Origin of the sequence: Undibacterium parvum (genome assembly GCF_003955735.1) — a bacterium.
In the GTDB taxonomy this organism is placed as follows: Bacteria; Pseudomonadota; Gammaproteobacteria; order Burkholderiales; family Burkholderiaceae_D; genus Undibacterium; species Undibacterium parvum.
Genome location: NZ_CP034464.1, coordinates 252,929 through 264,819 on the forward strand (window position 1 = coordinate 252,929; position 11,891 = coordinate 264,819).

Sequence of the window (11,891 nt, forward strand, 5' to 3'; positions counted from 1 at the left end):
ATTTCCTTAATTATTCAAAGCCACCGATACGCTTCGGGCTAGCAAAGTTCATCCAAATAAAAAAAGCTTTTCCAACAATATTTTGATCTGGCACAAATCCCCAGTATCGGCTATCTAGGCTATTGTCACGATTATCGCCCATCATAAAATACTGATCTTTAGGCACCGTACAGCTAAACCCTGAATCATCGTAAGAACACAGTTCACGATTTGGAAACGAATGCGGATCACTGACAAAAGGCGGTCGTTGCACATCATTTAATATCCGGTGCTTCACCCCTGTTAAATTTTCAGTATATTGATTTGAGTAATTAAGGTGCTCCTCATCTAGAAAATCGGGCAGTGTCTCATAGGCGATATCCCGTCCATTGACTGATAAGCGCTTATTTTTATAGACCACCTTATCACCAGGAACGCCTACCACACGTTTAATATAGTCCAAACTTGGATTTTCAGGATACTTAAAGACCATGACATCGCCACGCTGCGGGTCATTTAAAGACAGCACTTTTTTATTAATAACTGGCAAACGTATTCCATAAGTAAACTTATTTACCAAAATCAAATCACCAACATACAACGTTGGCAACATAGAACTAGACGGTATTTTGAAAGGTTCGTAAAGGAAGGAGCGTAAAAAAAACACCATCGCAATCACAGGAAAAAAACTCCCTGAATACTCTATCCAAGCTGGCTGTTTCAATAAGCGGGACTCCAATTCAATTCGCCCGCCTTCTTGCAGACGAATTCCTTCGCTGGTCAATTTCTGATTACGTATATCAAAGTCTGCCAGAGCCTTATCTGCGTTAATTCGACGTTTCTTTGCCAAAATAAACACATCTAAAAACCAAATTATCCCAGTTACGAAGGTAAGTATAAAAAGGATTAAAGCAAAATTGCCTAGAATTGATTGAAAACTCATTTATCGTCCACTTGTAAAATTGCCAAAAATGCCTCCTGTGGTATCTCAACGGAACCAACTTGCTTCATGCGTTTCTTACCTGCCTTTTGCTTTTCGAGTAACTTGCGTTTACGACTGATATCGCCGCCATAACATTTCGCCAAAACATTTTTACGCAAGGCCTTCACGTTTTCGCGCGAGATAATATTTGCACCGATCGCCGCTTGAATTGCCACATCAAACATCTGCCTAGGGATAAGCTCACGCATTTTTGCGGCAACCGCCCGGCCTCGATAATTACTATTCGATCTATGTACGATAATAGCCAAAGCATCTACTTTTTCGCTATTTATCAACATATCAACCTTAACGACATCCGCGGATCGATACTCTTTAAACTCATAGTCCATAGACGCATATCCACGCGAAGTTGACTTAAGTTTATCAAAGAAATCCAAAACGATTTCTGCCATCGGCATTTCATAGGTCAATTTAACTTGCCTACCGTGATAATTCATATCCAGTTGCACACCTCGCTTAGAAGTGCACAAGGTGATTACTGAACCGACATACTCCTGTGGCATGTATAAATTAACAGTAACTATAGGCTCACGAATCTCTTCTATTTTCGATGGTTCAGGCATCTTAGATGGATTATCGACCAATAAAATACTACGATCAGCCATAACCACTTCATACACAACAGTTGGAGCCGTTGTAATCAAATCCATATCAAATTCGCGCTCGAGACGCTCTTGCACGATTTCCATATGCAACAATCCGAGGAATCCACAGCGAAAACCGAAACCCAAAGCTTGAGACACTTCTGGCTCGTACATCAAAGCTGCGTCGTTGAGCTTCAGTTTTTCAAGCGAATCACGCAAAGCGTCATACTGATTTGCCTCAACAGGAAACAGTCCTGCAAAAACCTGAGGCTGGACTTCTTTAAATCCAGGTAAAGACTCAGCTGCAGGCCTAGCCGCATGCGTTATCGTATCACCAACCTTGGCAGATTTTAATTCTTTAATACCAGCGATAATAAATCCAACCTGACCGGCAGACAAAGCCGTTCTAGATAAAGACTTTGGTGTGAATACCCCCACACTTTCAACTAGGTGCTGGGCCTCAGTCGCCATAAACAAAATCTTCTCTTTAGGCCGTAATATCCCATTCATAATGCGCACCAACATCACTACACCGACATAATTATCAAACCAAGAGTCAACAATTAGTGCTTGAAGTGGCGCATCGGGATCACCTTGTGGAGGCGGAACTTTAACGATTAAGGATTCAAGAACGTCTTGCACTCCGAGTCCCGTTTTAGCGGAACAATGAACTGCCTCGCTAGCATCAATTCCGATCACCTCTTCAATTTCCCGAATGGCATTATCAGGATCAGCGGAGGGAAGGTCAATTTTATTTAACACTGGTACGACTTCTACGCCGAGCTCTATCGCTGTATAGCAATTAGCAACAGTTTGAGCCTCAACCCCTTGCGATGCATCAACAACCAACAAGGCACCTTCACAAGCAGAAAGAGATCGACTAACCTCGTAGCTAAAATCGACATGACCCGGTGTATCGATCAAATTCAAATTGTATATCTGTCCGTCTCTAGCTTTATAGCTTAAGGCAGCGGTTTGTGCTTTGATCGTGATACCACGTTCGCGTTCAATATCCATGGAGTCAAGAACTTGCGCTTCCATTTCGCGATCGGACAAGCCTCCGCACAGCTGAATAATACGATCAGCCAAGGTCGATTTTCCGTGGTCGATATGAGCAATAATGGAGAAGTTACGAATGTTATTCATTAGGGAGACAAAAAGCCGATTACAAAAAAAGCGCCCATAGCCGGGCAAAGATCCCAGGCGAGCGCCTCAAGTTTGGATTATGCAAAACGCCATTTTACCGGAATTTAAGATGAAAAACTGATTATTCATGCAGCACAATAGAAAAGTGATTTATTGCCATTTACTTTTCATCATCGTGAAATGGATTTAACTTAACAATTGGTATTTATTTTAGTTGGTATCGCACTTTCGATCTTCAAACATAGATAAGAACCAAGGCTGATTCTGATTTGAATTCTGCGGCAATTGCCATCGCTCATCATATTCAATTTGCGACAAATATAAGCCGTCCGGCATAAATGTTGGCGCAGATAAACTTCTATCTCTGCTTTGCAATACAAGCGCTATCCAGTCTGGATCTTTTTTCCCCGTACCAACGGCAATCAGAGCCCCCATAATATTTCTAACCATGTGGTGCAAGAATGCGTTAGCTCGCAGACTAAAAACAATCAAATCGCCTTGCTGTCTAATTTCTATTTTATACATATGCTTGATCGGAGACTTAGCTTGGCAAGCAGCGGCCCTAAACGCAGTAAAATCATGCTCACCAACCAAATGGCTGGCGGCTAAGCGCATTCTATCCACATCCAAGGGCCGATATACCCATCCAGCACGTTTAGACCACATAGGGGATCGAATGCAACTGTTGTAAAGCAAATAGTGGTAGGTACGAGCATGTGCACTAAATCGCGCATGAAAATTATCTTGTCGATCTGGATCAAAAAAAGCAAGCTTATGAACCCAACGCACAACAATCGATGAAGGCAAAAAGGCGTTAACGCCATTTAACCACGAATGCTCTGACCTATCTAGTACAGTATCAAAATGAATAATTTGCTCTGTAGCATGAACACCAGTATCTGTTCGTCCAGCACAGTTTGTTGCAATGACGCACTGAGCAAATCGCCCAAGCGCCCTTTCAAGAGCATCTTGTACAGTTTCACCGCCAGGTTGCGTTTGCCACCCATGCCAACAACTACCGTCGTACTGCACACCGAATACAAGTCGCTTCATTTCGAATATTCTATTTCTGAAAAAAATAAAACGGGCGCAAGCTATACGCTGCGCCCGTTCATGTTAAGAATTGAGATTTAAATCAGTTGTGAGAGCATAGCTTTCGCTTTTTCAATTTGATCTGAGGTTCCGCCTTTCAACACCTCATCCAACAATTCACGGGCACCTTCCTTATCCCCAATTTCTTGATACGCTACGGCAAGATCTAATTTGGTCGCCATTTCAGCATTGTAAGAAGAGACATCATCATTCGTCGATACTGGAATATCAAGCTTCAAGTCATCAGAACCGAGATCTAGATTAATTCCGGACAAGTCAAACTCAAACGCAGATGGCGCCGAAGCTAACGCAGCGTCCGCATTATCAGTAGGCATAACAAGATCATGCTCAGCTTTCAGACCTGAGAAGTCCAAACTATTTTCAGTTGAACTCGACTCAAATGCCAAGTTGTTTTCATCTACCAACGACGCAGACTTGAACTCAGAGACCTCAGACTTTAGACTGCCAGCATTATCCTCAACAGTTGCGACCTTAACGTCAGCATCACTTGATCCAAAATCAAAGTCGATAACACCAAAATCGACAGAGCTCTCCTCAACAACCGACTTTTGAACAGCCACCTCAGACACCTCACTTAACATCGCAGGGGCAACATCAAGTTCATTTGTCGGCGCGATGTCCGGCATGTCCAAATCAAAATCCAGCGAATCTATATCCAATATCGGCTCAAGATTACTATCCTTAGTACTTACAAATTCAGCATTTGGATGATTAGGATCCTCCGTTAAGCCAGACGCAGTATCAATGATGCTAATTGAATCCAACATGTCTTGAGAAAGTGAATTACCCAGTAAAGATTCTGGATCTAGATCATCTTGTGGCTGAGTACTTGCACCTAGAGCAGCAGAACCGCCTGAGAAATCTGAATGTGACTTGCCTCCAGCGTATAAAGGGTTAGTCGGCTCTAAAGTGACCCCCATAGAAATAGCTTGAGCCCATTCATCGCCTTCACCACTCGTCATGCCATACAACTCACTAGCAAGACGCTCGAACGATCTTGGATCTTTACGACTAAAATAAATCTCAAGTAGCTTCACCCGCACAGCATGACGCTCAGGCTGTGTGCGCAAAGCCTCTTTCAATATCTCTTCAGCTTGAGAATCTCGACCGTAGGCAATGTATACATCAGCCTCAGCAACCGGATCAACTTCATTCGCATCCAACTGGCTCGCTGAAGGCGCAAAATTAGAATTAAAAACACTATTATTTGTATCTACGCTTTGACCACCGGTAGAACCAAACATCGAGTTCGCTTTCATACTCGAGCCAGTAAGAACGCTATCATCAAATTGTTGGGTTTTTTTATTGCGACGACTTGACCACAAACCAACGCCGCCCAACAAAGCCAAAACCACAGTACCAGGCAACAACCAATCACTCCAATTATCATACCAATTTGATTCTGGCGGCGGCGGCGGTGGTGGTGGTGCAACTTTCTTCTTGACAGGCGGTATTGGTGTCGCCACTGCGGATGCAGAAACGTCCGGCGCAGATGCGGCGCTTACTACGGCAGCAGGCGCAGGTGCCTGCACCTCAGGTTTAGACGCACTAGTTGGAGCGACAACATTAGCAACTGCTTTCGCAGATGCTGCAGATTGCTTTTCTGCAAGATCCTTATTTTTCAGTTCTAGAATCTTCTGTAAATCACCAACGTTTTTTTCCAACTCTTTGACCCGTGCATTTGCATCAGCAACGGCTCTATCTTTCGCAAGCTTATCCTCATCAACTGTGACTTTTCCTGTGGCAGTTTTTGACGAGGCAGTCGTCGTGGCTTTAGACAATTTCAATTTATCCAAAGACTCATTGCTAGCCGTTGGCACTTCCTTCACTTTAGCAGTAATAGAGCCGCTAACACTTTGTTTGCTCTCAACTGTTTTCTGCGCCGGTGCATCAGCCACCTGCCCAGCCAATTTATTTCTATATGAAGTAAAATCAGCGGCATGTGCCATCACCACAGAACGAGACTCACTTCCACTATTTGATCGAACCTCACTCGCGTCGGGAATAGATAAAATCTGCCCCGACTTCAAGCGATTCATGTTATTTCCAGAAAACGCCTGAGGGTTTGCTTTATACAAACCTACCAGCATTTGATCCAAGGAAACACCATCGCCTCGGTGTGCCTCAGCGATTTTACCAAGAGTATCTCCCCTCTTAACCTGATAGTCAGAAGTGGATCTTTCGTCCTTAACCGCAACGGATTTATCGACTGTCTTTTTTGGAGTAACAGTCGCGACTGATGGCGTTGCCTGAGTAGCCACTGAACTGGAGGCAGCTTGAGATTTGGATTGCGATGCAGTTTTTACAGATGCATTTTGTGATGTAACGCTTACGGGATTTGCAACTTGGGCAGACTGGCTACTTCTAAGCTCTGCTGGATCAAGAAGAAACGTATACTCACGTAATAATTTTCCATTATTGGAATTCATCTCAAGCAACAAATCAACAAATGGTTCATTCATGGCCTGTGTTGACGATAGGCGGATCACATACCCTGCACCTCGAGATTCAACAGCAAAGCGCAACGACAGTAATGCCGGATTAAAATCTATGCTTGACTGCCTAAACGCTTCCGCCGAAGCCAACTTGGGCACCAAGGAACTGATTTCATCCTTATCGGGAGAGGTGAGCTCAATTTCAGCCCTTAAAGGCTGCCCCAAAGCTGAAAGCACAGTCAGCTTCCCAAGACCTGTGGCATTGGAGTCAGAAAACAATAAAAATGTCGAGGCTACCGCCGCACTCAACACTTTACGGCCTAGTGAACTCATTGGTAAACGTTTATCGTTATGCATTTTATAGGACATTTTTTTTGATCTTTGGCAATTACAGTTAGCGAGAGCAGTTTTTGTCAATCGCGTCTAATTGTTATCTTATTGTCTTAAGATAACATTACAGAGTTAGCCGCGCAAGCTTAACCCGATTTCCGCCCATGGTAAATAAATTAAGAAGGCAAACTATTTATTACATTAAAAATCGTTGTTGCAGTTTAACAATCTAAAAAAATGAGCCGAAATTCGGATTCAGAAATCAAATTGAAATAAAAAAGCTACTCATTCACGAATCGAACAACAAATTTGGCAATACGCAATTTGAGAGCCTACCTCTGCATAATAGCTGATCACCAATAATAAAGGCACAGAAGCAATCAAATACTTACAAAGCATTTACATTTTTCAAAAAATATAACCAAGAAAAAAATAAAGTGAATTGATCGAACATAAAAAATCTTCGTTTGGAAATCGCAAATCAACAGCTGTCTGACAGAAAACTCAAAACTATGGGTCTCGCAAGTAAAAAGAGCCTATGAAAAATCTTTTCATTGGCTCTATTCATATTACATTTACTGCAAAATTACAAATTTAATCCGCAATTAAAATTTTCAGCATGCGTCTCAATGGCTCCGCAGCGCCCCACAATAATTGATCGCCCACCGTAAATGCGGATAAATACTCACCGCCCATCTGCATTTTCCTTAAACGCCCCACAGGAATAGTCAAACTACCAGTTACCGCAGCTGGCGTTAGGTATTGCATAGATGCTGCGCGCTCATTTGGCACGACTTTTACCCATTGATTATTTTGAGCAATCATATCGTTGATTTCATCCAGCGGAACATCGCGTTTCAACTTAATAGTCAAGGCCTGCGAGTGACAACGCATCGCACCAACTCGAACACACAAGCCGTCTACCGGAATCGCTGCTGTACCGAAGGCTTCACCTGTGCCAAGAATCTTATTGGTTTCAGCGCCAGCTTTCCATTCCTCTTTCGAAACGCCATTACCCAAATCTTTATCTATCCAGGGTATCAAATTTCCCGCCAATGGCGCGCCAAATTGTTTAATTTCATCGGCAGCAAAGGAATGCTGCTTGGACAAAACTTTCCTATCAATTTCAAGGATAGCCGCTGCAGGATTGTCGAGTAAAGCTTTCACTTCTGCATGAATCGAACCGAATTGCGTCAACAACTCTCGCATGTGTTGCGCACCACCACCAGACGCAGCCTGATAAGTCATGGATGACATCCAGTCAACCAGATTATGCTGAAACAAGCCGCCAAGGCCCATTAGCATACAAGAAACCGTGCAATTGCCACCGATATAGTTTTTCACTCCGCGACTAAATCCAGACTTGATCACATCGAGATTTACAGGATCGAGCACAATAATTGCGTCATCATCCATACGCAAGCTAGAAGCTGCATCGATCCAGTAGCCATTCCAGCCAGCCGCACGCAATTTAGGGAAAATTTCCGTGGTGTATTCACCTCCTTGGCAGGTAATAATAATGTCGCACTTTTTTAATGCGTCGATATCATTTGCGTCTTTTAATGTTTTTTCATTCTTTGCCATCGCAGGAGCTGCGCCACCTGTATTTGACGTCGAAAAAAACATAGGTTCGATATGGGCAAAATCACCCTCCTCCTGCATGCGTTGCATCAAGACCGAACCCACCATTCCACGCCAACCTACCAAACCAACTAGTTTCATCATCTTTCCCTAATAGTTACAAGAATACCTGCAATTTCACTACAAACTTATTTATACGGCAGTCCAAATTACGACAAAGCCTGAACTACCGCAGCACCCATCTCAACCGTGCCGACTTTAGTCGTACCCGCTTCATAGATGTCTGGCGTACGCAATCCCTGCGCCAACACTTTTTTCACCGCATCTTCTATGCGATCAGCTTGCTCAGGTTTCCCTAAAGAAAAACGCAACATCATCGCTGCCGACAAAATGGTAGCCAAAGGATTAGCCACACCCTTACCTGCGATATCAGGAGCAGAACCATGCGATGGCTCATATAAACCCTTATTATTCGCGTCGAGCGAGGCCGATGGCAACATACCGATAGACCCTGTCAACATCGCTGCAGCGTCAGACAAAATATCACCAAACATATTGCCAGTAACAATAACGTCAAATTTTTTCGGCGCACGCACCAACTGCATCGCTGCATTATCTACATACATGTGATCCAGAGCAACATCCGGATATTCTTTATGAACATCGATAACGACATCCTTCCAGAATTGGAAAGTTTCTAAAACATTGGCCTTGTCTACACTGGTTAGGCGTTTATCGCGTTTTTGCGCTGCCTGGAATGCAACGTGAGCGATGCGCCGTATTTCACCCTCGGCATAACGCATGGTATCAAAGCCCTCACGTTGCCCCTTAAATGGGCCATCCGGGCAAATACGCACCCCACGCGGCTGCCCAAAATAGATATCACCTGTCAATTCACGAATAATCAAGATATCCAAACCAGACACAACCTCAGGTTTCAAGGTGGAAGCACCAGCCAATTCTGGATATAAAATTGCTGGACGCAGGTTTGCAAAGAGATTTAGATTTTTACGCAGACCAAGAATCGCTTGCTCTGGGCGCAAAGACCGTTCCAGACTATCATATTTCCAATCCCCGACAGCCCCGAACAAGACTGCGTCAGCATCTTGGGCTAATTTTAACGTAGCCTCAGGCAAAGGGTGTCCCGACGCTTCATAGCCTGCACCGCCAACCGGCGCAGTTTCCATCTCAAAAGATTCGCCCAATGCATTTAATACTTTAACTGCTTGCGCTACGATTTCTGGACCTATCCCATCACCCGGCAATATTGCAATTTTCATTTTATTTCAAATCCGTTTGAGTCAAATTAAATAGTATTTATTAGCCAAGGTTGCGTTGTCACATGTCGCTCTTCGAAAGCACGAATTTTGTCAGCCTGACGCAATGTCAGTCCTATATCATCCAAGCCATTCAACAGGCAATACTTGCGAAATGCATCAACATCAAATGGGTAAGAAGCGCTCGCATTGGAAGTCGTAACAACTTGATTCTCTAAATCAACAATCAAGCGATAACCTGGAAAAGCCTTTACCTCATTGAACAAGTGATCGACAATCTGTTCAGACAAAACAATAGGCAGGACGCCATTTTTAAAACAATTATTAAAGAAAATATCAGCGAAACTAGGCGCAACTACTGAGCGAAATCCATATTGTTCCAAGGCCCAAGGCGCGTGCTCGCGCGAGGAGCCGCAACCAAAATTTTTACGCGTTAATAAAATCGAGCTGCCTTGATAACGCGCTTGATTCAGTACAAAGTCAGGATTCAAAGGACGCTGGCTATTGTCCATCCCAGGCTCACCATGATCCAGGTAGCGCCACTCATCAAACAGATTCGGCCCAAACCCGCTACGCTTGATAGATTTCAAAAATTGCTTAGGTATGATGGCATCAGTATCCACATTCGCCCTATCCATAGGAGCGACCAAGCCGTCGAGTACGGTAAATTTTTCCATTTTATTTCTTACCCGCACCTTCCAGCGATTCACCAACTTTTTTAACATCTTGACCAAAACCGTGCACAGTATTGCAACCGGCCAAAACCATGACACAAAGGATGAGAGTAAATATTTTTTTCATTTTATTTTTCCGAAAATTTAGCGTAAAGCACGGACATCAACAAAGTGACCGGCAATACCAGCTGCGGCGGCCATAGCAGGCGAAACAAGGTGAGTACGCCCACCCTGCCCTTGCCTACCTTCAAAATTACGATTCGAGGTAGATGCACAGCGCTCGCCGGGTTCAAGTCGATCGGCATTCATTGCCAGGCACATTGAGCATCCAGGTTCGCGCCATTCAAAACCAGCATCGCGAAATATTTGATCCAAGCCTTCACGCTCAGCTTGATCCTTCACGAGCCCGGAGCCTGGAACCACCATTGCCAAGACCACATTGGAAGCACGAAACTTACCACGCACTACCGATGCAGCGGCGCGCAGATCCTCAATTCTGGAGTTGGTGCAAGAGCCAATAAACACCTTATCGATGCGTATATCTTCGATCGCCATATTGGGCTTCAGCTCCATATACGCCAAAGCTTTTTCCATGGCATCACGCTTGACCGCATCTTTTTCCAAGTCCGGATCTGGTACACGCCCATCTACCGCCACCACCATTTCTGGCGAGGTACCCCATGTCACTTGAGGTTTAATCACGGCGGCATTGAGTGTTACCACCATATCAAATTTAGCACCGACATCTGTATGCAAACTACGCCAACATTCAACTGCACGATCCCAATGAGGGCCAACTGGTGACAAGGGCCGCCCCTTTACGTAGTCTATTGTAGTCTGATCGACGGCGATCATACCAGCGCGCGCACCCGCCTCGATTGCCATATTGCAGACCGTCATCCGTCCTTCCATCGATAAACTACGAATGGTCGAGCCAGCGAATTCAATTGCATAGCCGGTACCGCCAGCGGTACCGATTTTTCCAATAATTGCGAGCACCACGTCCTTGGCGGTAATGCCCAAAGGCATGAGCCCGTCGACCTGCACTAACATAGATTTTGATTTTTTTGCGATCAGTGTTTGCGTCGCAAGAACATGCTCGACTTCTGAGGTGCCAATACCATGTGCCAGACAGCCGAATGCACCATGGGTGGAAGTATGAGAGTCACCACACACCACGGTCATACCCGGCAAGGTTGCGCCCTGCTCAGGCCCAATAACATGAACAATGCCCTGCCGCTTGTCATTCATGCCGAAATAGGTCAGACCATATTGTTTAGCATTGGCATCAAGCGTTTCCACCTGCAAACGAGACGTTGGATCATCGATACCTCTGGCGCGGTCTGTCGTTGGCACATTATGATCGGCCACGACTAGGTTTGCAGACAACCGCCAAGGTTGACGTCCAGCCAATCGCAAACCATCGAAAGCTTGCGGGCTGGTAACTTCATGCAGCAAATGGCGATCGATATACAGAATGGCAGTGCCATCCTGATCCTCGTGAACTACATGGGATTCCCAAAGTTTGTCGTACAGCGTCTTAAGCATGATCTGATGTCTAAAATGGAGTAAATCGTTGAGCGTAAATTTCGTTTAGCTCTTGATTATGCCACAATTGTGCGATGCAAAACCGCACAAACGCATCAAATTAAAGAAGAAGCAGCGCAATATAAAAACCCAAAAAAAGCAACAAATGCAAAATTTTCCTTTGAAAATTAAGACCAAATACTGCATTTTCCGGTTTATATTCCGCGACACCCAGACACGAC

General features: G+C 44.4%; 9 protein-coding genes. All 9 read right to left on the bottom strand.

The window, feature by feature from the left end; all coding sequences use genetic code 11:
* Positions 1–10: 10 nt before the first annotated feature.
* Complete coding sequence (gene lepB, locus EJN92_RS01145; RefSeq protein WP_126126154.1) at positions 11–922, bottom strand: signal peptidase I; 912 nt, start codon at positions 920–922, stop codon at positions 11–13.
* Positions 919–2,712 carry a translation elongation factor 4 gene (gene lepA, locus EJN92_RS01150; protein ID WP_126126155.1) on the bottom strand — a complete coding sequence of 598 codons (1,794 nt, stop codon included), beginning with the start codon at positions 2,710–2,712 and terminating at the stop codon, positions 919–921. Before lepA ends, lepB begins: the two co-directional genes overlap by 4 nt.
* A 210-nt stretch (positions 2,713–2,922) precedes the next feature.
* Entirely contained in the window at positions 2,923–3,765 is an 843-nt protein-coding gene (gene truA / locus EJN92_RS01155; RefSeq protein ID WP_126126156.1) for a tRNA pseudouridine(38-40) synthase TruA, read from the bottom strand.
* 77 nt (positions 3,766–3,842) lie between these two features.
* Positions 3,843–6,629, bottom strand: a complete 2,787-nt coding sequence (locus EJN92_RS01160) for a motility hub landmark protein FimV (RefSeq protein ID WP_227869645.1) — start codon at positions 6,627–6,629, stop codon at positions 3,843–3,845.
* 555 nt (positions 6,630–7,184) lie between these two features.
* Positions 7,185–8,312, bottom strand: coding sequence for an aspartate-semialdehyde dehydrogenase (asd, locus tag EJN92_RS01165; RefSeq protein WP_126126157.1), 1,128 nt, complete (start codon positions 8,310–8,312; stop codon positions 7,185–7,187).
* Positions 8,313–8,380: 68 nt separating this feature from the next.
* Positions 8,381–9,451 (bottom strand): 3-isopropylmalate dehydrogenase, encoded by a 1,071-nt coding sequence (leuB, locus tag EJN92_RS01170; protein ID WP_126126158.1) that lies wholly within the window; start codon positions 9,449–9,451, stop codon positions 8,381–8,383.
* A gap of 26 nt (positions 9,452–9,477) precedes the next feature.
* Complete coding sequence (gene leuD / locus EJN92_RS01175) at positions 9,478–10,125, bottom strand: 3-isopropylmalate dehydratase small subunit (RefSeq protein WP_126126159.1); 648 nt, start codon at positions 10,123–10,125, stop codon at positions 9,478–9,480.
* A gap of 1 nt (position 10,126) precedes the next feature.
* A complete protein-coding gene (locus EJN92_RS01180) occupies positions 10,127–10,249 on the bottom strand; it encodes an entericidin A/B family lipoprotein (protein WP_126126160.1) in 123 nt (40 codons plus the stop codon).
* Between the two features lie 17 nt (positions 10,250–10,266).
* A complete protein-coding gene (leuC, locus tag EJN92_RS01185; protein ID WP_126126161.1) occupies positions 10,267–11,670 on the bottom strand; it encodes a 3-isopropylmalate dehydratase large subunit in 1,404 nt (467 codons plus the stop codon).
* Positions 11,671–11,891 lie beyond the last annotated feature (221 nt).

Coding starts and splice junctions, on each gene's coding strand:
- asd (WP_126126157.1), bottom strand. CDS start 8,312: ATGAAACTAGTTGGTTTGGTAGGTTGGCGTGGAATGGTGGGTTCGGTC.
- leuD (WP_126126159.1), bottom strand. CDS start 10,125: ATGGAAAAATTTACCGTACTCGACGGCTTGGTCGCTCCTATGGATAGG.
- lepA (WP_126126155.1), bottom strand. CDS start 2,712: ATGAATAACATTCGTAACTTCTCCATTATTGCTCATATCGACCACGGA.
- leuC (WP_126126161.1), bottom strand. CDS start 11,670: ATGCTTAAGACGCTGTACGACAAACTTTGGGAATCCCATGTAGTTCAC.
- EJN92_RS01180 (WP_126126160.1), bottom strand. CDS start 10,249: ATGAAAAAAATATTTACTCTCATCCTTTGTGTCATGGTTTTGGCCGGT.
- truA (WP_126126156.1), bottom strand. CDS start 3,765: ATGAAGCGACTTGTATTCGGTGTGCAGTACGACGGTAGTTGTTGGCAT.
- EJN92_RS01160 (WP_227869645.1), bottom strand. CDS start 6,629: ATGTCCTATAAAATGCATAACGATAAACGTTTACCAATGAGTTCACTA.
- lepB (WP_126126154.1), bottom strand. CDS start 922: ATGAGTTTTCAATCAATTCTAGGCAATTTTGCTTTAATCCTTTTTATA.
- leuB (WP_126126158.1), bottom strand. CDS start 9,451: ATGAAAATTGCAATATTGCCGGGTGATGGGATAGGTCCAGAAATCGTA.